24 protein-coding genes and 1 pseudogene are annotated in these 21,043 nt (G+C 55.3%); 13 read left to right on the top strand and 12 right to left on the bottom strand.

What is annotated here, in order from left to right:
• The first annotated feature begins 44 nt into the window (after positions 1 to 44).
• The gene (locus NHU87_RS14365; RefSeq protein WP_253549495.1) at positions 45 to 1,277 is read left to right on the top strand and encodes a nucleoside permease; all 1,233 of its coding nucleotides are present in this window, start codon (positions 45 to 47) and stop codon (positions 1,275 to 1,277) included.
• A gap of 395 nt (positions 1,278 to 1,672) precedes the next feature.
• On the opposite strand, the gene NHU87_RS14360 is transcribed toward NHU87_RS14365, so the two are convergent.
• Positions 1,673 to 2,533: a CAP domain-containing protein gene (locus tag NHU87_RS14360; protein ID WP_253549492.1), complete on the bottom strand. Its 861-nt coding sequence runs from the start codon at positions 2,531 to 2,533 to the stop codon at positions 1,673 to 1,675.
• 255 nt (positions 2,534 to 2,788) lie between these two features.
• Here NHU87_RS14360 and NHU87_RS14355 point away from each other — a divergent pair, with 255 nt between their 5' ends.
• The 3 genes from NHU87_RS14355 (at position 2,789) to NHU87_RS14345 (ending at position 5,123) form a co-directional block, all read left to right on the top strand.
• A complete protein-coding gene (locus NHU87_RS14355; RefSeq protein ID WP_253549489.1) occupies positions 2,789 to 3,601 on the top strand; it encodes an AraC family transcriptional regulator in 813 nt (270 codons plus the stop codon).
• A 90-nt stretch (positions 3,602 to 3,691) separates the two neighbouring features.
• Positions 3,692 to 4,078 (top strand): cupin domain-containing protein, encoded by a 387-nt coding sequence (locus tag NHU87_RS14350; RefSeq protein ID WP_253549486.1) that lies wholly within the window; start codon positions 3,692 to 3,694, stop codon positions 4,076 to 4,078.
• 223 nt (positions 4,079 to 4,301) lie between these two features.
• Positions 4,302 to 5,123, top strand: coding sequence for a MinD/ParA family protein (locus NHU87_RS14345; protein WP_253549483.1), 822 nt, complete (start codon positions 4,302 to 4,304; stop codon positions 5,121 to 5,123).
• A 192-nt stretch (positions 5,124 to 5,315) separates the two neighbouring features.
• Here the strand turns inward: NHU87_RS14345 and NHU87_RS14340 are convergent, their stop codons facing one another.
• Genes NHU87_RS14340 through NHU87_RS14330 form a run of 3 tightly spaced genes read right to left on the bottom strand, consistent with a single transcriptional unit; the run spans position 5,316 to position 6,983 of the window.
• Positions 5,316 to 5,801: an adenosine-specific kinase gene (locus tag NHU87_RS14340; RefSeq protein WP_253549600.1), complete on the bottom strand. Its 486-nt coding sequence runs from the start codon at positions 5,799 to 5,801 to the stop codon at positions 5,316 to 5,318.
• 48 nt (positions 5,802 to 5,849) lie between these two features.
• A complete protein-coding gene (locus tag NHU87_RS14335; protein ID WP_253549480.1) occupies positions 5,850 to 6,353 on the bottom strand; it encodes an SLATT domain-containing protein in 504 nt (167 codons plus the stop codon).
• Positions 6,354 to 6,395: 42 nt separating this feature from the next.
• Positions 6,396 to 6,983, bottom strand: a complete 588-nt coding sequence (locus tag NHU87_RS14330) for a thioesterase family protein (RefSeq protein ID WP_253549586.1) — start codon at positions 6,981 to 6,983, stop codon at positions 6,396 to 6,398.
• Positions 6,984 to 7,225: 242 nt separating this feature from the next.
• Here NHU87_RS14330 and yfcF point away from each other — a divergent pair, with 242 nt between their 5' ends.
• Together yfcF and NHU87_RS14320 are read left to right on the top strand one after the other, a co-directional pair.
• Positions 7,226 to 7,858 (top strand): glutathione transferase, encoded by a 633-nt coding sequence (yfcF, locus tag NHU87_RS14325; protein ID WP_253549477.1) that lies wholly within the window; start codon positions 7,226 to 7,228, stop codon positions 7,856 to 7,858.
• 323 nt (positions 7,859 to 8,181) lie between these two features.
• A complete protein-coding gene (locus NHU87_RS14320; protein WP_253549474.1) occupies positions 8,182 to 8,847 on the top strand; it encodes a hypothetical protein in 666 nt (221 codons plus the stop codon).
• 44 nt (positions 8,848 to 8,891) lie between these two features.
• Here the strand turns inward: NHU87_RS14320 and NHU87_RS14315 are convergent, their stop codons facing one another.
• Positions 8,892 to 9,689, bottom strand: a complete 798-nt coding sequence (locus NHU87_RS14315; RefSeq protein WP_253549471.1) for an alpha/beta fold hydrolase — start codon at positions 9,687 to 9,689, stop codon at positions 8,892 to 8,894.
• Between the two features lie 133 nt (positions 9,690 to 9,822).
• Here NHU87_RS14315 and NHU87_RS14310 point away from each other — a divergent pair, with 133 nt between their 5' ends.
• Positions 9,823 to 10,212 carry a c-type cytochrome gene (locus tag NHU87_RS14310; protein ID WP_253549467.1) on the top strand — a complete coding sequence of 130 codons (390 nt, stop codon included), beginning with the start codon at positions 9,823 to 9,825 and terminating at the stop codon, positions 10,210 to 10,212.
• 173 nt (positions 10,213 to 10,385) lie between these two features.
• Complete coding sequence (locus tag NHU87_RS14305; RefSeq protein WP_253549464.1) at positions 10,386 to 11,561, top strand: baeRF3 domain-containing protein; 1,176 nt, start codon at positions 10,386 to 10,388, stop codon at positions 11,559 to 11,561.
• A 116-nt stretch (positions 11,562 to 11,677) separates the two neighbouring features.
• Here NHU87_RS14305 and NHU87_RS14300 read toward each other — a convergent pair whose 3' ends face one another.
• Positions 11,678 to 11,983, bottom strand: a complete 306-nt coding sequence (locus NHU87_RS14300) for a panthothenate synthetase (protein WP_253549461.1) — start codon at positions 11,981 to 11,983, stop codon at positions 11,678 to 11,680.
• Between the two features lie 281 nt (positions 11,984 to 12,264).
• Here NHU87_RS14300 and NHU87_RS14295 point away from each other — a divergent pair, with 281 nt between their 5' ends.
• Entirely contained in the window at positions 12,265 to 13,200 is a 936-nt protein-coding gene (locus tag NHU87_RS14295; RefSeq protein ID WP_253549583.1) for a Ppx/GppA phosphatase family protein, read from the top strand.
• 120 nt (positions 13,201 to 13,320) lie between these two features.
• Positions 13,321 to 13,731 carry an arsenate reductase ArsC gene (locus NHU87_RS14290; RefSeq protein WP_253549458.1) on the top strand — a complete coding sequence of 137 codons (411 nt, stop codon included), beginning with the start codon at positions 13,321 to 13,323 and terminating at the stop codon, positions 13,729 to 13,731.
• Positions 13,732 to 13,850: 119 nt separating this feature from the next.
• On the opposite strand, the gene NHU87_RS14285 is transcribed toward NHU87_RS14290, so the two are convergent.
• Entirely contained in the window at positions 13,851 to 14,174 is a 324-nt protein-coding gene (locus tag NHU87_RS14285) for a hypothetical protein (RefSeq protein ID WP_253549455.1), read from the bottom strand.
• A 231-nt stretch (positions 14,175 to 14,405) separates the two neighbouring features.
• Complete coding sequence (locus NHU87_RS14280; RefSeq protein WP_253549453.1) at positions 14,406 to 14,858, bottom strand: thiol-disulfide oxidoreductase DCC family protein; 453 nt, start codon at positions 14,856 to 14,858, stop codon at positions 14,406 to 14,408.
• Between the two features lie 215 nt (positions 14,859 to 15,073).
• Between NHU87_RS14280 and NHU87_RS14275 the strand changes: the two genes are divergently transcribed.
• Entirely contained in the window at positions 15,074 to 15,310 is a 237-nt protein-coding gene (locus tag NHU87_RS14275) for a hypothetical protein (protein WP_253549450.1), read from the top strand.
• 156 nt (positions 15,311 to 15,466) lie between these two features.
• On the opposite strand, the gene NHU87_RS14270 is transcribed toward NHU87_RS14275, so the two are convergent.
• The gene (locus NHU87_RS14270) at positions 15,467 to 15,835 is read right to left on the bottom strand and encodes a hypothetical protein (RefSeq protein WP_253549447.1); all 369 of its coding nucleotides are present in this window, start codon (positions 15,833 to 15,835) and stop codon (positions 15,467 to 15,469) included.
• Positions 15,836 to 16,843: 1,008 nt separating this feature from the next.
• Complete coding sequence (locus tag NHU87_RS14265; RefSeq protein WP_253549444.1) at positions 16,844 to 17,866, bottom strand: GlxA family transcriptional regulator; 1,023 nt, start codon at positions 17,864 to 17,866, stop codon at positions 16,844 to 16,846.
• Between the two features lie 236 nt (positions 17,867 to 18,102).
• Here NHU87_RS14265 and NHU87_RS14260 point away from each other — a divergent pair, with 236 nt between their 5' ends.
• Together NHU87_RS14260 and NHU87_RS14255 are read left to right on the top strand one after the other, a co-directional pair.
• Positions 18,103 to 18,984, top strand: a complete 882-nt coding sequence (locus tag NHU87_RS14260; protein WP_253549441.1) for an MBL fold metallo-hydrolase — start codon at positions 18,103 to 18,105, stop codon at positions 18,982 to 18,984.
• Between the two features lie 90 nt (positions 18,985 to 19,074).
• Positions 19,075 to 19,617: a cysteine hydrolase family protein gene (locus NHU87_RS14255; protein WP_253549438.1), complete on the top strand. Its 543-nt coding sequence runs from the start codon at positions 19,075 to 19,077 to the stop codon at positions 19,615 to 19,617.
• Positions 19,618 to 19,759: 142 nt separating this feature from the next.
• Here NHU87_RS14255 and NHU87_RS14250 read toward each other — a convergent pair whose 3' ends face one another.
• Together NHU87_RS14250 and NHU87_RS14245 are read right to left on the bottom strand one after the other, a co-directional pair.
• On the bottom strand, positions 19,760 to 19,975 hold the full coding sequence (locus NHU87_RS14250) for a hypothetical protein (protein WP_253549435.1): 216 nt from the start codon (positions 19,973 to 19,975) through the stop codon (positions 19,760 to 19,762).
• A gap of 158 nt (positions 19,976 to 20,133) precedes the next feature.
• Positions 20,134 to 21,036: pseudogene (locus NHU87_RS14245) on the bottom strand (IS3 family transposase); the annotation flags it as partial.
• Positions 21,037 to 21,043: the final 7 nt, after the last annotated feature.

The raw sequence follows: 21,043 nt of genomic DNA, 5'->3' as shown, positions 1-21,043 counted from the left end.
TTCGTTCCTCTCTCCGCAAAAAAAACAATAAGACGGTGACTGATATGACCACGATGACTGCGCGATTAAGCGTAATGATGTTCCTGCAGTTCTTTATCTGGGGCGGATGGTTCGTGACCCTCGGCACCTTCCTCTCCAGTAATCTGGGGGCCAGTGGCGGGCAGATCGGCATGGCGTTCTCGACGCAGTCCTGGGGCGCGATCATCGCGCCCTTTGTGATCGGGTTGATTGCCGACCGCTACTTCAATGCCGAGCGCATTCTTGCGGTGTTGCATCTGATCGGCGCGGTGCTGTTGTTGCAACTCTATCGAGCGCCTGACTTCAGTGCGTTTTACCCGTTCGTGCTGGCCTACATGATGATCTACATGCCGACGCTGGCATTGGTGAATTCGGTGGCGTTCCGGCAGATGCGCGACCCGGCCCTGGAGTTCTCACGGATCAGAGTGTGGGGCACCATCGGCTGGATTGTCGCGGGCGTGGTGATCAGCTTTGTGTTTGCCTGGGATTCGCAACAAGCGATCTCATCCGGTGGCTTGCGCAACACGTTTCTGATGTCGGCTATCGCCTCATTCGTGCTCGGAATCTACAGTTTCAGCCTGCCGCGCACCACGCCGCTCAAACCAGAGCCGGGCAGTGTCGGCTTAAAGCAAATGCTGGGGCTGGACGCCTTGGGTTTGTTGAAGGACCGCAGTTACCTGGTGTTCTTCATCGCCTCCATTTTGATCTGCATTCCGTTGGCGTTTTATTACCAGAATGCCAACCCGTTTCTGGCGGAAATCGGCGTGACCAATCCAACCGCCAAGATGGCGATCGGGCAAGTCTCGGAAGTGTTGTTCATGTTGCTTCTGCCGCTGTTCATCCAGCGTTTCGGCATCAAGATCGCGCTGTTGGTGGGGATGCTGGCGTGGGCGTTGCGTTACCTGTTGTTCGCCTACGGCAACAACGGGGATCTCGCCTTCATGTTGTTCACCGGCATCGCTTTGCACGGGATCTGCTATGACTTCTTCTTTGTTTCGGGGCAGATCTACACCGATGCCAAAGCCTCGAAGCAATTCAGAAGCTCCGCGCAAGGGCTGATCACGCTCGCGACGTACGGCTTGGGCATGCTGATTGGCTTTTGGGTGGCGGGGGCGGTCACCGATCACTATGCATCGGCCGACAGCCATGACTGGAAAAGCATCTGGCTGTTCCCGGCAGGGTTCGCGCTGGCGATATTTTTCTGTTTTTCGCTGGCCTTCAAAGGGCGGCAAAACGTGGCAGCACCGTCAAACATTTGAATCATGACCCGAGTCTGAAGAACAGGAGAGGCTAGCCCTCATGTCAGTCAGTTGATCGCAAATCCTATGGGAGCGGGCTTGCTCGCGAAAGCGGTGGGTCAGGCGACATTGATGTTGAGTCTGCTGACCTCATCGCGAGCAGGCTCGCTCCCACAATGTTCTGTGTTGTCCGCAAAATTTGTATTCGTCGCCAGTCAAACTGTGGGAGCGGGCTTGCCCGCGATGGCGGTGTGTCAGGCGACAACAATGTTGGCTATGCCGCCGTCTTCGCGAGCGCTTTTCGTAGGAGCCAGGCTTGCCGGCGAAGGCGATCTCAAGGACGCCTTCGCCGGCAAGCCTGGCTCCTACGAGTTTTGCGGTTAACTGACTGGCATTTCAGGGGGGATGGAGCGTACTCAAGGCGCGCCAAACAGCATCGTCCAATAAACACCTTCATCGCTGCGCGAATCGGCGGCATAGGCTGCGCCCACCTGGGTAAACATCGGGTTCATCAGGTTGGCGCAATGCCCGGGGCTGGCCAGCCAGCTGGCCATCGCTTTGTTCGGTGAACTTTGCCCGGCGGCGATGTTCTCGCCGATCTGACGGCCTCGATAGCCGGCGGCTTTGGCCCGATCCAATGGCATATCACCGTCGGGATCGCGGTGGGCGAAGTAATTGCCGTAGGCCATTGCCTTGCTGTGGCCTTGCGCGGCGGCTCCCAGGGCGGCATTCCAGGTCAATGGTCGGGCGGCGGCGAAGCGTTTGCGTCCACACAGCCGTGGCCTGGCCCGTGCCGCATTGACCTCGGCCAGCAACGCCTTGCCCGCTGCGCGCGAATCGCCGACACGTCCGTCGAGCACCGGTTGCGCCAGCACTATCTGCCATTCGCTGCGGGCGCGAGTGACGCCGATGTCGGCGAACTGGGTATCCAGCAGTGCCCCGCAGTAATCGCTTTCAAGCATGTCGAACGCTTCATCGGCATCCTGCGCGCCGACCAGGCGAATGGTGCGTACCGTCACCGCTTGATAGCCCTTGGCTTTCAAGGCGTTGCGCAAACCGCCGCCATAGCCGACCGGCAATGCCAGGTTCGATTTCAGCGACAGCGGCCGCAACGGCTTGACCGCACGCCCCGCGCAACGATCGGGATCGGCGCGGTAATCGTTGATGACTTCCACCAGTTGCCGCTCCCCACTGGCATGAACGGGGCTAGCGAGCAGTGGGAGCAAAGGCATCAGGCACAGCGAGATAAAGCGACAGCGGCGGACGGTTGGGCGCATGGACGAACAACTCTGATGAGATGACGACAATAAAGTGGGGTAGGGGCGAGCAATGACACCGTAGGAGCGCTTCGTTGGGTGAGCTTCTTTTACGGCACGGCTAAGACTGCGGGTCTGAAGACTGGTTCATGAGGGGAAAAAACAAATTTAACGGCGACGCCGTGGGGGCTGATTCAGCTTGCACCAGCCAGTCACTCAAGGACATCAGACGCTCGGACTGGTACCGTACTGACATCAGTCGGGTGGTACAGGAACATGACTAAAGCCAAAGGCGACAAAGACTGGGTAAAGCGCTCGGCTCAGCCATTGAAGATGGAGCGTATTGAAGCCTTTTTTGGTGGCCACGGGTTTACCCCGCATCGCCACGATACCTACGCCATCGGACGAACACTGTCGGGTGTACAAAGCTTCCAGTATCGCAATGCCAAGCGTCACAGCCTGCCCGGGAAAACCATCGTTTTGCATCCGGACGAGGTGCATGACGGTGAAGCCGGCACCGAAGCGGGTTTTCATTATCGAATGATTTACATCGAACCTGCTTTGATTCAGCAAGTATTAGGCGGCAAGCCCTTGCCCTTCATCGCGGGTGGTATATCAAGTGACCCACGGCTTTATGCCGCGACCCAGGTGCTGTTGCAAACCCTCGACGCTTGCATCGAGCCCCTGGAAGAAGACGATGCCATTTACGATCTTGCGCAAGCGCTGGATGTGCTCTCGGGTCAACGCGGGCGGCGCAAGTCGTTTGACTTTGCAGCGGCCGAACGCGCGCGAGCGCTGATTCATGAGTCGCTGGATCGCGTCATTACCCTGGAGGAGTTATCGCAAGCCAGTGGTCGAGACCGCTGGAGCCTGAGCCGTGATTTCCGTGCGCTGTACGGTACGAGCCCCTATCGATACATGACGCAACGACGGCTCGATCTGGCAAGAGCACTGATGTTCGGGGGCCACTCGATGGCGGAGGCCGCCGTCTGCGCAGGCTTTTTCGATCAAAGCCACATGACGCGTCAGTTCGTCCAGACCTACGGCGTATCACCCGGCCGATGGATGAAAAGGCTGGGCCTTGTTTAAGGGCGCTCGACTTGCACAATCATGCAATACGCAGTGCTGATCCTCTCCTAAAGTCAGACCTCGATAACTGGGCAAGTGAGGGCGACTCAAATGAATTCCCAACCCGGCGTGACAACCTGCACCGCGATTAACTTTGCCGAAAAATTTGCTTTGTTCAGCGAGCAATGGGCGCCCAAGGTCGTTGCCGAAATGAACGACTACCAGTTCAAGGTAGTGAAAATCGAAGGCGACTTTGTCTGGCATTCCCATGCCGACACCGATGAAACCTTCATCATCCTCGAAGGCGAGCTTCGCATTGATCTTCGAGAGGGCGCCGTGGTGGTCAGGCAGGGCGAAATGTACGTCGTCCCCAAGGGCGTCGAACACAAGCCTTATGCTGAGCGAGAAGTAAAAATGTTACTGATTGAGCCGCGTGGCGTGCTGAACACCGGCGATCAGGAGGGAGAAAGAACCGCCATCAATGATGTCTGGATCTAAATGATCGGTATTGGTAGATCTGCCAGCGAGCATTCAGCAACGCAGTGTCATTCTCTGCATCACCGGATTAACGGCGTTTTTCGTTAAGGCGGTCGATGGCATGTGGCGAAGTGCCTCTCGTCGGAAGACAACGCGGCTATTTCGCGCTTTTCAGCTATTCTTGCGGCATCTGGACGGTGGCCATGACGTACTGGCACACGATGCGCAAGGAAGGGAAGACAAAATGGATGATGTGCATTGCGTGCAAGTTATCGCTGTGACTGGCGGTAAAGGTGGCGTGGGCAAGACAACGGTGGCGGTTAACCTTTCATTGGCGCTGGCAAAAATGGGCCGGCGCGTCGTATTGCTGGATGCCGATCTGGGCCTGGCGAATATCGATATTCTGTTGGGGCTGACCCCGCGCTACACGCTGGCCGATGTCGTCGAAGGACGTTGCGAGCTGTTCGACGCGCTGTTGCCAGGGCCAGGAGGCATTCGTGTTGCCCCGGCCTCTTCGGGCTTACAGAGCATGATTCATCTGGAACCTGCGCAATACCGTGCGCTGATCCAGTCCTTTAGCGATATTGGCGATAAGCTGGATGTGCTAGTGATCGATACCGCGGCCGGTATCGGTGGCTCAGTGGTCAATTTCATCCGCGCGGCGCAGGAAGTGATGGTGGTTGTGTGCGATGAACCCACCTCTATCAGCGGCGCCTACGGGTTGATCAAATTGCTTAACCTGAATTACGGTCTGCATCGTTTTCGGGTGTTGGTCAACATGACGGGCAGTCCGTCGGAAGGCCGCAATCTGTTTGCCAAGCTGGAAAAGATTACCGACATGTTCCTGGATGTCTCGCTGCAATACGTCGGCGCGATCCCCAACGATGAATGTGCGCACAAAGCCGTGCAGAAGGGGCGTGCGGTGTTTGAAGCCTTTCCCCGTTCCAAATGCGCTCAAGCCTTCCAGGCTCTGGCTCACAATGTCGACACCTGGCCATTGCCGACTCATCCGAGAGGGCATGTGGAGTTCTTTGTTGAGCAACTTGTGCAGAATTCTGGCAGGTGAGCCTGCTGATGTTTAAAAAACCCGCGAGTAAACCGCTTTTCGTAGGAGCCAGCGGTACGGCGATCCGACTTGCCGGCGAAGGCGCTCTTAAAGACGCCTTCGCCGGCAAGCCTGGCTCCTACAGGTCCGATTTCTGCCCTTAACTGACTGGCATTACGCCTTGTGCGGGCTTTTCGTCTGTACAAGTTCAAATCACAACTTGTAGCCGATCTGCCGCAACAAGTTCTTGCGCCACAAAATGTCTTCATCACCTTCAATGTCTTTGGCACAGAAGCCATCCACCACGCCCAAAATCCCGCGCCCCTGTTCCGTCTCAGCAACAATCACCTCAGTGGGATTGGCCGTTGCACAAAAAATGCGGCACACCTCTGGAACCATTTTGACGGTGTTCAACACGTTCAGCGGATAGAAACCATCGCCCAGGAAAATGATGAAACTATGGCCCGCGGCAATGGCTTGCGCATTTTTCTGCGCCAGTTCGATCATGGCGGTATCGGTGCCGGACCATCGCACCAGGCATTTGCCAGAGGCTTCACAAAAAGCCACGCCAAACTGGATACCTGGCACGGCGTTGACCAACGCTTCATGGATGTCCTCGACGGACTTGATGAAATGCGTCTGACCCAAAATGAAGTTCGTCTCTTGCGGCTTGTCGATTTTCAACGTGATGAGTTGCATTTCAAACACCTCCTTTCACGATGCGGCGAACCCGAGTCTGGCCTTTAATCAAGCCGGGACGGTGTCTTGCCCTGCTGGCGGCGGTTCTGTGTGGACACGCACATCCCCCAGTCTCCTTATCGTCGACTTGGGCAAGGTCGGCGCATCAAGAAGAATCGAATCAATGCGCTTGCGGATGTCAAAAACGATGGGACCCAGGATAGCCTCGTCCTTGCCGCTGGCGATTTCGTCCTGAATCTCACGAGATATCGCCCCGAGTTTCTCGGCGGTGTCTTTGTGCCCCGCAGCCCGGGTATCAAAGTTCAGGAAGGTCTGAACCGAACTCAACACCAGGGTCAAGAGTGACAGGACGCCGGCGACGTATTGGAGCCATACGGGCGAGGAGTCACTGATCGAGCCAAAGACGCTGGCACTGACGATCGCCGACAGCACAACGCAGGGGATACCCAGTTTCCAGCTGAATTTCTCGAAATCCCGGGCACTGATTTCGTGTTCAATCTGCAACCGAACGATCATGCGATTCCATTTGGTCAGTAGCTCGAGCCGGCTCATGGTTGCAGTCCTTGGCAGGGGGATTGAAGTGAATATTAGCTACTATTTGACCGCCTGTTTGGGGTCGGAGACAGGTCGGAGCTGAGTCGCCGCTCCTTCTTCCTCTCGGAGCTGGCGGCTCATATCGTCGCAGCTTTGCGACCAGGCTGTCAGCCACGTCGACATCTCGGGTGACTGTTCAGCCAATCCCAGCTCCCGGACAAACTCGGCAGGTGAGACCGTGCCTTTGGCCGCGCGGAACAGCCCCCGCATGATGACGACGCCAATCACGCGTCCTTTGCTCACGAAGCGGTGTTCCATAAAGCTCCACTTATCGTCCCAGCCGAGTATGCGGGTATGAATCTCAAACGATTCGAACAGCTTCAGCTCCCGCCGAAACTTGCCCCAGGTATCCCCGACAATCGGCACCGCCTTGTGGCGCAGGGCTACGCGGTAGGCACCACTGCGCAGGACGAAATCCATGCGACCCACGTCGGCCATAGTGAAATAACGGCCATTGGTGACGTGCCGGTTGAGGTCAAGATCGAGCGGCCAGACGCGCATGCGGATGACGGTAGTGGCCAGCCCATCAACCGGCTTGCGCCAAGGGCGACGAAACAGCATGAGGAACAGTCGAAACCAGAGATTCATAAAATAGGCCGAGGCAGAGTAGAGCGGTACTTTAGGGCGCAGAATGCGAGCGAGATAGGTGCGCAAATGACTTTCTGCATGTGAAAAGTGCAATTGGATCATTTCACGCGCGGGGGGGCAGCCAATTTCAGGCCTGCCCGCCAACAGGTATTCCACTCAGGAATGCTCCCATAAAAATCATGCATTTTCTTTATGGCATTGGATCTCGTAGCGTGTCTGCTCACCATATGGAGATGAACCCCGTGAATGACTCCCGCCTGCGCCTGTACGTTGATGCTCAATTCACCAGCCCCTATGCCATGTCGGCTTTCGTGGTTCTTCGTGAAAAGGGCATCGAATTCGAACTCAGCCCGCTGGACCTCGATGCCTTCGAAAACCAGTCCGAAGACTATGCCAGTCTCTCGCTGACCCAGCGCGTACCGACGCTCGTGCATGGCGATTTTGCCTTGTCTGAATCGTCGGCGATCACTGAATACCTGGAAGACGTTTTCCCTCAGACGCCGGTCTACCCGCAAGACCTGAAGCAACGCGCGAAGGCACGACAAGTCCAGGCATGGTTGCGCAGTGATCTACTGCCCATTCGGCAGGAGCGATCCACACAGGTGGTGTTTTATGGCCTCAAGTCAGCGCCCTTGTCGCCCACCGCCGAGTCGGCCGAGCGCAAGTTGATCGGTGCCGCGCAAGCGCTACTGGCTGACGGCCGCGAGTACCTGTTCGGGCAATGGTCAATCGCCGATGTGGATCTGGCCTTGATGCTCAACCGGCTGATACTCAACGGCGACGCCATGCCACCCGCTCTGGTGGAATACGCCAAACGCCAATGGCAGCGACCGACGGTGCAGGAGTGGGTCAAACTGCAGCGTCCTGCGCTGTAGTCAGCGTACGCATTGTTTTAAGTAGGACTGGAGGATTTTGATCAGGTATGACGGACATCGTCTGCGCTCTAATTATCATCATGGGGAATCAGTAAAGATCGCCAGATACGTCGCTTCCGGTTTGGTTTCAGAGTCGATTCAAGCCTAGCGAAAATCATCCGATACAAAACTACCCCCAACACGTGTCTCGGCGTTGAAGCCCGGGATATATAGGAAATGCAATGTCCCGAAACGCAATTGCCCTGAGTGTCTGCCTCTTCTGTTCAACAGCCAGCGCCCAGCAAATGCCGGGGGCCGATCAGTACCTTGCGTATGAAGCAGCTATGACAGCCATGGAACAATCGGCGTTGGCGCTTCAGTCGATAATGGGCGACAAGACGGTTGATAAGGAAAAAGGCCGCGCTGCTTTCGCCGAGCTGAGCAACGACCGGGATAAGGTCGAGCAGCACCTGACTCAGGCCATCGCCGAAGGCAATGCAGCAGCCATTTACATGAAGGCTCGCATGGTCCAGGGCGGCACATGGAGCGACAGTGACCCGTCGAAAAACCGCGAAACCGCCTGTGGTCTGTATGGCGAGGCTGCGCAAAAGGGGCTTGTGGCCGGTGCGGTCGCTTATCTGAACTGCCAGAAGAGCTTCCCGCCATCACCGATGCTCGAACCGAGCCAGATACTGCTGCGCAATGTGCTGGAGGGGCAGGACGTTTATCAAGATGCATACCCGCTGCCCATCGACCACGGGTTTTGTTTTGAAGCACGACTGAAGCCTATCGAGCCCGGCGAGGATCCGGCCGAAAAGCTGCGACAACTGGGGCAGCCCGTGATGCTGACCGCCGGACAATTTCGCGCCGAAGGCTTTTATCGTCTGGCAGCGGGTAGTCTGGCTGAGAAACAAGGCCAGACAGAGAGCGACCTGCGCAGCGCTTACGAGGCGGGTTGTGAGACCGACGGGCTGCGGATGAGATCTGCGACGAAGAGCAGCAAGGGGTAAGCGTCGGCTGATATGGACTTGGGTCGAGATCAGCATGGCTCACGTCAACTGCGCTCAATAAACTGCACGATGACCTGATTGACGATTTCCGGATGCGTCACCGGCCCCATATGACCGAGCCCCTCCAGTTCTACCACTTCAACGTTCGGCAGTGCGCCGGTCAGCAGCCGCGCCACTGCCCGTGACGATGCCGGCGAGTCCTTGCCGACCATGAAAAGCACCGGCAGGTCGAGCGAGCGGAACGCCTGCAATGGCGTCGGCTCGTTCAACAAGGCATGAGCCCAGCCCTGCACATTGGCCACCGAGGCGGCGATGGAAGGCTTGCGTTGTTCCGGGGTTTGCTCCCAGGCCCCGGCACCCATCCAGTAGTCAATGAAGTGCTGGGCCGCGGCGTCCAGGTTGCCCGCCTCAAGCGCCAACCCGGCGTTTGCGACGACTTCACGGATGGCGTCCGCCTCATTGGGTGGGGGCGATTCGGCGTCGAGCAGCGCAAACAAGGTTGGCTCATACAACGCCATGGCGCGCACTCGGCCGGGGTTCTGCAACGCCGCGACCAACGCCACCGCCGCTCCATAAGAATGACCCACCAGAATGAGCGGCTCGCCGGCGCGGGCGAGCACTGGCTCGGCGAAGCGCGCTTCATCGCTGAGGGTGACGATTCGATCGGTGGGCCATGCCGGGCTCTTGCCGGCGCCAAACGAATCGAGCGCCAGGACCCGAAACTTTGCGGCCAGGTGATCTTGCAGTCCACGCCACTGCACCGAGTGACTCGCATTGGCGTGAAAGCAGACAACGCCCGGTCCCATGCCAGCGTCCCGATAAAAGGGTTCGACAGGTTTCATTCTGGCGCTCCTGCAACGACGTTAACGGGACGAAGAGAGTTATAGATTAACTTCAAGGCTTCGGTGTAGCCGCCAGTCATGATGAAATAGTCGCCCGCTTTTGCTGTCAGCAACACCTGATTTGGAGCTCCACATGAAGAATGCCGCCATCCTTACTTTCGCCTTGATGCTCTATACCGGGTTATTCAGCCTGCAAGCAGAAGCGGCGGGGGATGCTGAAGCCGGTCAGAAACTATTTAACCGTATCTGCGGCGGCTGTCATCAAGTAGGGAGTTCGGCACGGGGCTCTTTTGGCCCGCAACTCAATGCCATCTTCGGGCGCCCGGCGGGAAGCACGACGGACTATCAGTACTCAACCGCGATGAAATCATCAGGCGTCATCTGGACTCGCGAAACACTTGCCGCCTACATCGAAGCGCCAAAAGAAGTAGTCCCCGGAACCAGGATGATTTTCTGGGGCGTCAGCGATCCGCAGAAGATCGAAAACCTGTTGGCCTATCTTCAGATATTTCAGCCGCAATAGTCTGTCTGGCTGACGAATGCGTTTTCACATGAAGAGCCCGGTTTTTACCGGGCTTTTTCATAAGCGTTGCAGGTAACCGTCAATGCGATTACCAGTTATCCCATGCCGGGAACTCCGCTCAGTCGATGATCTTCTACCGACAATAAACGGCTGAAGAATAAGGAGGGCGGGCCATGACCGTTCATGAACCCTTTACCCGGCAAGCATTGGCTGAGCTGCTGGCATTCGACGCACAGCCAAGTCTTTCACTGTATATGCCGACCCATCGGACACCTGCGGAGCGCAATCAGGACCCGATTCGTTATAAGAATCTGGTCCGACAGTTGCAATCACTGGTGCAAGAGCGGTATCCGGAACAGGATGCCGAACCACTGATCCAGCCGTTTCTGGCCCTGGAAAAAGATCCGTCATTCTGGCGCTCCAATGGTGACGGCATCGCTGCATTTGGCACCCGGGATTATTTCAAAGTCATCAGCGTGCACCAGCCGCTGCCCGAATGTGTCTTCGTTAATTCCCATCCTGCCCTCAAGCCGCTGCTATGTCTGGAGCCATCCCTGGAGCGCTACCAGATGCTGTGCCTGACCCGCGATGAGGTCTGGATGTATGAAGGTTCTTCCCGGCAACTGGAAAAAATCGAACTGGCGCCACAAGTGCCACGCAATCAGAACGATGCATTGGGCAGTGAGCTGACGCCACGCAACCAGCAAGGACATCCGGGCGGCTACGGCAGAAGCGGCGAGCGCGGCGATTCGATGACGCACGAGTTTGCCGGCGGCGGTAAGCAGGACGAAATCAACGTGGACCGGGAACGGTTTTTCCGCGCGGTCGACAAAGCCATCGAGGAACATCATTCCCAGCCCTCGGGATTGCCGATGCTGTTGGCGGCGCTGCCTGAAAATCAGGCGGTGTTCAGGGCTGTCAGCCATAACCAGCAGCTCTTGCCTCAGGGCATCAATAGCGATCCATCCCTTTCAAGCGTCGAAGAACTCACAGCGCAATGCGCCAGGTTGATACAGGATATTCACGAAGATCGGCTCGTCGATGCCTTGAATCGCTATGGCATAGCGGTGGGACAGGGTCTTGCGGGGGCGCGTCTGGACGATATCGCCAACGCGGCCCTCGAAGGGCGCGTTGCGCTGCTGTTGGTGGAAGCGAACCGACAAATCCCCGGTACGCTGGACAAGAACAAAGGCAAGTTGATTCTCGATAAAAGCGGCAACGAGCACGCCCCGGATGTGCTTGAGGAGCTGATTCTTGTGGTCCTTCGCCAAGGGGGGGAAGTGGTGATGCTACCTCCAGAACACGTCATGCCGACCGGCACCGGAGCCGCTGCGATATTGCGCTTTTGAAGCCGATGCTTGAGCGAATGCGCAAACTGCGTCAGCCCGAACGACTGGTGACAATACGGTCGGCAAGGGCTGGCGCAGAGCCGGAATGGACAAGCGCGCTCAACACCAGGAACGTGTCACGCCCATGCTTTCCCGAGTTCCTCCAGACCCGCGTCTTGCAGGTTCTGCGCACTCATGACCACTCGGAATTTGCAGTTGGCCTGGAAGTTAAGAAAGAAGGGTTCCGCATAGCCGGGAATTTCGGAAGGGTCCTCTATATCGATCAGAAAAATCCCACTTCGCATTCCATCCTGCTCAGTGAAATAAGTCGCCTCCGGCTTAATGGTTTCCAGAATGCGGTTCATGGTTTCGCCGATTTTCCCGGACCTGACAAGCGCGTTGAAAGGCTCATGGGGAAACTCGACCATCAGTAGCATTTTCATTATTCGATACTCTGTTGTAGTGGCGTACTCCTTACCCGGATCCTTACTCCTGACAATGATGCCGCAAGCCGTTGCGTTCAGCCGAGCCAGCGGTGGTGTGTGGTTAAGAATAGCGAAGGGTTCGAGGGTGCCGGGGCAGGGTTACGGACGGTCATTCTTTTGAAAAGGCTAGTGGGTGTCATCATGATGTCATCGAACGAATGGCAAGCTCCTCGCAAACCGTCTTGAGCGCTCAGACGGAACTCCGTCTGCGGGCTGATGAATTTGCCAGGAATCCCCCTATGAAAGGAGACGCCTCCCTGTTTGCGGCCATTGACTTGGGGTCCAATGCGTTTCGCATGATGATCGGCCAGTCAGTCAGGCGCAATCAGGGGTTCATGATCCAGGAAGTGAAAACCTTGCGAGAGCCTGTCCGTTTGGCGGAAGGGTTTCAGGGCGGGGCGCTGGACGAGCTGGCGCTGGATCGGGGATGGCAAGCGCTCGCTCGATTTGGCAAAAAACTGCGCGGCTTTGAGGCCGGTCGCGTGCGGGCAGTGGCGACCAGTGCCGTGCGCGAAGCCGATAATGCCCAACTGTTTCTGGCTAGCGCGGAGCGGCACCTGGGCTTTCGTATAGATGTCATCTCTGGGCATGAAGAAGCGCAACTGGTGTACGCCGGTGTTGCCCATGCGATACCCAGTACAGAAAGCATGCGCCTGGTCGTGGATATCGGCGGCGGCTCTACTGAGTTGATTCTGGGGCAGGGTACTCAGCCCCTTTTGACCGAGAGCATTGCCATTGGCAGCGGTACTTTTGGCGCGCATTACTTTCAGGGCGGCTGTATATCGGCGAAGGCGCTTCTGGAGGCCGAGCGCGTGGCCACTTTGCAGTTTGAAAAAGTTACCCGTCGTTATCGCGCGCTGGGCTGGCAGCAGACTATTGGCTCTTCAGGTACTGCACGGATGCTGGCCAAAGTGCTCAAGGCCAATGGTTTGAATGATGATGGTCAAAGCGGCATCACCTACGGCGGTCTGTTGCGCCTGTCGTTGCGTCTGCTGGAAGTGGGGCATGTCAAACAACTCAAATTGGCGGGCTTGCAACCCCATCGCCTGAGTAACTTGCCCGGTGGCCTGGTGCTCATGCTGGCGGCGTTCAAGGTATTCGGCATCTCGCACATGAGTCCTTCCGAGCCGGGCTTAAGGTTGGGCGTTCTTCATGGCCTGATGTCTAAACACTGAATGACCACGCACCTTCATTGACGTGAAATAGTGCATTTCATCGATCAGGAGGCGAATGGTCAGAAAACGCTGCTGTAATTAAAAGCATTGTTATTCGATCAAAAAGAGAGTGAGGACGTGATGGCTGACAAACTCCGGGTTCTGTTCGTTTGCGCAAAAAATGACGTTCGCTCACTGATGGCGGAGGCACTTCTTCGGAACACTGATTCCGAACACTTCGAAGCCTTTAGCGCGGGGCTTGTGGCCAGTGAAGTCGACCCTCGAACGCTGGAGTCTCTCGATCACGTAGGCATCGACACCACGGGGTTACGCAGTAAAGGCATCGATGAGTTTGAGGGGCAGCCGTTCCACTACGTGATTACGCTGTGTGACAAGTCGTCCGAAGAGGCTTCGCGGATACCCAACGCCGGCGAAATGATCGTGTGGAATTTCGAGGACCCCGTCACCAGTGAAAAACATGATCCCTTCCGTCATGCCATTCAGGAAATCCATGATCGCCTCAAAATGTTCATCACTGTGAAGACCCGATAGTGATGTTCGAGTGCTAGTGCTGATCTGTTTGATGATCCAGTCGGGCACTAAAAACGCATGAAAAAACCCGGCTGATCAGGCCGGGTTTTTTGGTTGAGTGTTGCGGTAAAGCCACTCATTCATGCCGCACGATTCTGAATCAGACGATCCGAACCACCTTCAGCGACGCGATTCTCGATCAGACGATCCGAACCACCTTCAGCAACGCGATTCTCGATCAGACGATCCGAGCCACCTTCAGCGACGCGATTCTCGATCAGACGATCCGAACCACCTTCAGCGACGCGATTCTCGATCAGACGATCCGAACCACCTTCAGCCAAACGGCTTTCAATCAGACGATCCGAACCGCCTTCGGCGACGACCGGGTGAGTAGAGGAAGCGGCGAAAGCGTTAACTGCAAAAACCGAGAAAGCGATGCTGAGAAGGATTTGGCGTTTCATGATGGTGTGCTCCGGGGTGTTATTGGTTGGGTATGGAGCGGATGTTACGCCGAGGATTTTTTATGAGAACTTCATTGGCGTGATGGTGACTATCGATGCCAACAATGGTTGAAACGTAGTGGGCAAATGCCGCGTCCACGCGTCATGAGCTCACACCTGTGGAATTTTCGCAGTGAGGAGCAGGTCATCAGCTTTCGGGTTCATCGATCCAGTTGATGCGTACCAAGGCGTTCACAGTGGAGCTTTCAAAAAACGTTGCTCATGATCAGGGGCAGGCAAAAGGCACGTGTCGTATTTTCCGAAGAGCCAATAACGATTCAACGCAATGCGATCGTATGCCCAATCTCGAAGCTTGCGTGGGAAGCTGCGCAAAAGCTTCAACGGATGCCAAGGGATGGGCAGCAGGGCGATGACTTCAAAAAAAGCATCCGAACGCACCCAGTAGTGTCGGTCGCGGATCACGGCCATGGTGTCGAATTGATGCAAGGGCAAACCTGCCCAAGCAAGCAGCGCCTGCCCCTCGGGCGACTGTACTGCCGCTAACCGGACGCGCCGGTGGCGGTCATGGCGGATCAAGAACCTCGCCCAGCCATTGCACAGCTTACATACGCCGTCGAACAAGAGCACCGTCTCGCCTTGCTTGAGTAACGGCGCGGGTGAGGGGCGAATTTGGGATGCTGGCATTAACATGGGTCCAATGGGCCTCGTTACTTCGGATCATACCCGCGTGCCGGAGTTAAAGTCTGCTTTTGGCCCAGAGTGTGCCAAACGGCCACTACCTTTCGCCGCTAACCTCAGACAGAGCAGAATGCCAAGCTATCGAGGCGCTTTATTCAAGGTGAACATAGAGGTCCTCCTTACTTCCCGAGAGTCTTGGTAACTACTACGAGGATTCCACCATGCGCAACTACACCCTGGAATACCTGTTCAACGGCGAATCCCGCACACACATGTTCGAACTCGAGCAGCCTCAACTGCCTGTCCATGAGGCGGCGATGCACCTGCTGCAGCTGCATTATGGGGATGGTGAGAACAGCCTGATCATGCCCACTGCGGACGCGACGCCGGCGCAGATTTTAGAGCAGGCCGAGCGGGTAGGGCTGACGCAGATAAAAGTCGTCGATCAACTCGGTTGATGCGAGGTACTGCGACCAGTAACGCGCACCTCGGCATATTTGAAGGAGTGCTGTTGGTCGACTGCTGTCTGTCGCGAAAGGCTGCAGTCTAAAGCAGCCGCTCGCCAAGGTGTACTTTCGGCACCTCCTGAACAGGGAGCCAACGTCGTCATCAGCCTATTCAAATCCCCCCTGGCTGTTGAGGGAAGCCATTGCTCGCTGCTCTGAAATCGGCATAAGCACTGGATTTGTGTCCTCGACATGGATGTAGACAAACCAGCGATCCGGCGGGCAGTGAAGAATCCTGTGGACATCGAACAGCATTTTCCCGACTTCGCTACGAACCCCTAACGTTATGTGATCCTGTCGGATTTCCACATTTTCAATACCATGCTGCGCCATGGCTTGGCGAAACGCTTCGTCGATTTGTTTTTTGTTGCGGCGCTGATAGGTCACATGCGTGTGGTACATCGCATAGCAAAAAAATACGCTGAACGTGATCAATATCAGTTCGAGGCCGAACCTGTTCCAGAAAGAATCGCCCATGCCAGGTAGTCCTGAGATAGTCCTTGGGTTGTACTGTCTGTAAACGTCTACCTACCATCCCTGCGTATGTTAATCAGTCGTCCATTTATGTTATGCGGCAGCAGCTTGGCAATGACCCTTTACGGTCGTTCACTGCTGGCAGCTAGCAGCCATCACCCATGAACGACTGGTTCCTGTTGCGCGGACACTGTAACCAGGGTGAGCAAAGCTCAACACCGGCCAGATATACGAATGCAATGGCACTGACGACAGAATTGCAAAAGCATTACTCATCACTGTGGGGGAGCGTCGCCGCTTTATAGACCCAGCCCCCGATAAACCAAGGGCGCGTATCCCTGCTCTTATGCCCTTCATACTCCGATTTCCTTCTAAGCTGCTTTCGATAATTAAACAAGCTGATCACTGCTGGAATAAATAACAAGCTGAACAACCAATGGCGCGCATCTGTTGATTTAGAGGTGAGTGTCGCAAGTAAAAGAATTAACGCTATGCCAATAATTAAAAGGTTATATCTAATATGTCGACGCTGGGTTAAAGCAAAGCTTTCCCAATCATAACTAATCCAGTCGTGGGAAAAATCGTCGCACTTAGGACACTTAAGCTTGGCGGAAGCTTGTCTGCGATATGACCACAGTTAGGGCATCGAACTTTCATGGCGCTATCTTCACACTCTCTCATTAGGTGACATGCCATGTCGTGTTTTTTGTCGCGGTAAGCGTGAGATCTACCGGGGGTAACCCGACAGGGGGGACGGCAAACCCGACTACGATAAAGAGGATAGCAGGACACCACTTATTCGCCACTGTCCGCCGATTGCTTGTGGCCGATTTCTACCTTCCACGATCGGCTGAAATCGACCCATAGCTGCCAGTCAGCAGAGGCAGAATTCGGCCAGAAGCGGCCGTTCGACTTAGGTAGCCTAGAGCCGAATTGCAGGAAAAGCTGCTGAAAATATGATCTTGGCCGGAAGGTCAACGTGTCAGGTTCGGCATCCTTTCATCTCGGCGCCTATGGAATAAGATCTAACATGCGATTTGACAAAACGCTGTCACTCTTTCGCTCAGTTTTTGGATTCATTCCGAGGCAAAACATTTTTCGGTAGTCAGATGGGGATGTACTTAAGTGAGCGGCGAAATGTTGTCTTAAAGATAGGGGCGTTCCAAAACCTACTTCACCCGCGATGCATTCAATCGGTAATTCAGTCGTTTCTAGTAGCTCCTGCGCTCTGACAACTCGTTCAGCGTTTAACCATTTGGACACGGTAGTGCCGGTGGCCTCCTTAAACCGACGAGTAAAGGTCCGCCTACTCATTTTCGCCATGTCTGCCAGGACGTCGAGCGACAAATTACCGGCCAGGTTTATGCGGGCCCACGCTAGTACATCAGACAAATGAGTCTCGCTAGATAGCTGCGGCACAGGATGCTCTACGTATTGAGCTTGGCCTCCCTGCCTATGCGGCGGTGTCACCAGCATCTTCGCGGTGCGATTCGCCACATCAGCACCGAGCCGCTGGCGTACCAGATGCAGGCAACAATCGATTGCCGCCACGGTTCCCGCAGAGGTCATTATATTGCCGGCACTTACATAGAGCACCTCAGGCCGAAAATGAACCTCAGGGAAACGTCGCGCAAACTCGTCACGGGCCACCCAGTGAGTCGTAGCCTCTTTCCCATCAAGTAGCCCGGCATCGCCGAGCACAAATGCGCCTAGGCATAACCCTACTATCAGCTTGCCTTTGGAATTGGCGACCTGTAGCGCTCTCACAAGCTGTGCAGATGCAGCGACCGATTGATCGCCCCACGCTGGAATGACAATTACATCAGATCCCTCCATCAGTTCTAGGCCGTGGGATACCGCCAGTCCGATGCCTTGGTCACTGCTCACCACTCCCGGCACCTCAGCACAGTAATTGATCTCGTAACGAGGTTCATCAGGCGCGGATTGAGCGGCACCTAGCACAACTCCCGGCACAGAGAGATGGAACAGGCTTACGCCGTTGAACGCTAGAACAGCAACACGTATGGATTGCATCTGTCAGCCTCAGATTCACCCTGTATGGCTCAGACCTATCGCACACAGGAATTATGGACGACCGCTCACGCGGACGCATTTTCACGGATGAAAGGGACACGTCGACCACCATCAGCATCCACAGAGAACGCTCATCGATTGGCCCAATTATATCGAAATATGTCATTCAGGCCACTGTCAGGCACGTAAGCGTTCGGCAAGAATGGTGTCCTTGATGAATCAACAGGATTAATCCGATGAAACTCAGAACTCTTACTCTTGCCATCAGCGTTGCCGCCACGACACCGGCGTTCGCGGCTACAAGCGCCCCCGTAGCGCCTGACGCATCTCATAAAGTGGATTTGCAGCAAGTGCGTAACGCAACGGCAAAAATCACCTATGGCGGTACGACCTTTCTGATTGACCCGATGCTGGCAAAAAAGGGTGCATACCCAGGATTTGAAAATACCTACCGTAGCAACCTGCGCAATCCATTGGTTGACCTGACCGAGTCGCCCGAAAAAGTGATCTCTGGTGTCGACGCTGTCATCGTCACTCATACGCATCTTGACCACTGGGACGATGCTGCACAGAAAGCACTGCCTAAAGACATCCCTCTGTTCGCTCAGCATGAAGAAGATGCGCAGCTGATTCGCTCCCAAGGTTTCAAGAATGTGCGCGTACTGACTGATGAAGCTGAATTCGGCGGTGTCAAAATCACCAAGACTGGTGGTCAACATGGCACAGACGAAATGTATGCCGTGCCAGCACTCGCTAAACCACTAGGTGAAGCCATGGGAGTGGTCTTCCAAGCGCCAGGCTACAAGACCCTTTACCTTGCTGGCGATACTGTCTGGCGTAAAGAGGTCGATCAGACCATCGAGAAATATCATCCCGAAGTCATTGTACTCAACGCCGGGAAAGCAATGATGACCGGGTATAAGGGGTCGATCATCATGGGCGAGGAAGACGTACTACGCGCCTCAAAGGCTGCGAAAGACGCGAAAATTGTTGCCGTGCACATGGACGCAATCAACCACATGTCCCTGACCCGTGAAGAGCTGCGCACCTACGTCAAGAAGCACGGTATCGAAAGCCAAGTCGATATTCCGGAAGACGGCACTTCGCTGGAGTTCTGATTAATTGGGCCGTAGATGACGCTGGCTTATCTGCCCGCGAAAGCTCGGCCCTCTACAACATCACGTTGATAATTTGACTGGAGATTATTCATGAAGCAAGGTCTCGTTGTAGTTGACCTGCAAAACGAATACCTACCCACTGGCAAGCTGCCTTTGACCGGCATCGACACCGCTGTCGAGAATGCTATCCGGGTGATCAGCCACGCCCGTGATACGGGATTTCCTGTTTTCCACATACGGCATGAGTCCGCTGAAGGCGCTCCAATCTTTGCAAAGGGATCCACTGGTGCGGAAATTCAACCAGATGTAGCTCCACAAGGTAATGAACCTGTAATCGTAAAAAAACACATTAACGCCTTCAGGGAAACTGATCTGAAGCAGCAGTTGGAAGCCGCTGATGTCCAGGAAATTGTGGTCATAGGTGCGATGAGCCACATGTGCATCGACGCTGTAGTACGTGCTGCGGCGGACATGGGTTATTCGGTTACTGTGCTGCATGACGCCTGCGCCACCCTGGATCTCACATTTCGCGGTGTGAACGTGCCTGCCGCTCAAGCGCATGCGGCGATGATGGCAGCTTTTGAGTTCGGCTACGGCACCGTTAAATCTGTAGACGATTACCTCTCGGCGTAAGCTCGTAACAATTCAGTTTTTGCTTCAGATAAGTTAAAAGACGATTAGACACAATCTTGTTGGCACTGATTGAAAACTGACCCAAACTGCTGACTTCAGCTGACCCTTAGGCGGTCTGTGAAAACACGCATAACACCATCGATTACCGAATATTCAGAAATGCCCCTAAGATACTTCCTCCACCTGCTGCTCTCACTACCAATAAGTCGGAGCACTCTGAATCCACTATCTGCTTCAAATCTTCCATTGTCATCGCTTGAGCGTTTTTGGAAAGCTGTGGGAGAAGGTCATTCAAAGATCTGAGCAGCATGGGATCGGTTTCTTGAACCACCTCGACAATAACGGATTGATTTGTCATTGGAGATCCTCAGTGAAAGGGGGGAAGCTTCGATGGTTCAATACTACACATTACCCCAAAGCGTCTGCGAGTGACCGCTTCTGGCCGATTTCTGCCTGTCACGACTGACGGAAATCAACTGTGGATTCAACCGGTCGATGCAACACAACTAAATTCTGGCGCTGGCGAAATAAACGACTCGCATACTGCGACCCTTGATCCGAGTGAAACAGCAGACCCTGAGGCCTTCCTCGTTGCTCGTAAGCCATACCAGCGCCTTGATAACCAGCTCGGCGTCCGGCTTCTCCGACAACGCCCGGCCCACCACCCGGCGCGCGCAAAGATCCAGCACGACCGCCAGATAGTGCCATTTCCCCTGGGCCCAAATGTAGGTGATGTCGCCGCACCACACCTGGTTGGCTGCCGGGACATCGAACTCCCGATTCAAGATGTTCGGGATATCCAACCGTTCGACTGTCGCTCGTTTATAGGCATGAGAACCTGGCTGTTTTCTCACGAGCTCAAGCTCACGCATCAAGCTGCGCACTTTGAACCGACCGAGTTGCTCACCATCGTCACGCATCAACGAGAGAATGCTACGGCTGCCGGCAGCGCTGCGACTTTGTGAAAACAACTCGCTCACCCGACTGCGCAGCCGAAGCCGTTCGACATCAGGCATTAGGCGCTTGAGGCGGTGGGCGTAATAACTTGATCGGTTGATCTCAAACACTTTGCACAGCCAATCAATCGGCTCATGGACACTAAGCTGTTTGATCAGCGCGTACGCTCGTGATCTTCCGACATCAAGAGCGCGGTAGCCTTTTTAATATCGATTTTTCCCGTTCAAGGCGGGCGATCCGGGCTTCCAACTCCTGAATTTTTTGCTGTTCCGGGGTCAGCGCTTTGCTTTGCGGGGTGACGCCTTGGCGTTCCTTCTGAACCTGCTCAACCCAGCGGCGTAGCGCCGACTCGCCGACGCCGAGTGAACGGCTGGCTTCGATGTAGCTGTAGTTTTGCTTGAGCACGAGGTCGGCAGCCTCGCGTTTGAATTCAGCAGAAAAGGAACGGCGTTGTTTGGTCATCTGACAC

The organism is Pseudomonas mandelii (assembly GCF_024138395.1).
Taxonomy (GTDB): Bacteria; Pseudomonadota; Gammaproteobacteria; order Pseudomonadales; family Pseudomonadaceae; genus Aquipseudomonas; species Aquipseudomonas mandelii_E.
Note: the sequence above shows the minus strand (reverse complement) of the source record. Positions and strands in the feature narration are given on the sequence as shown.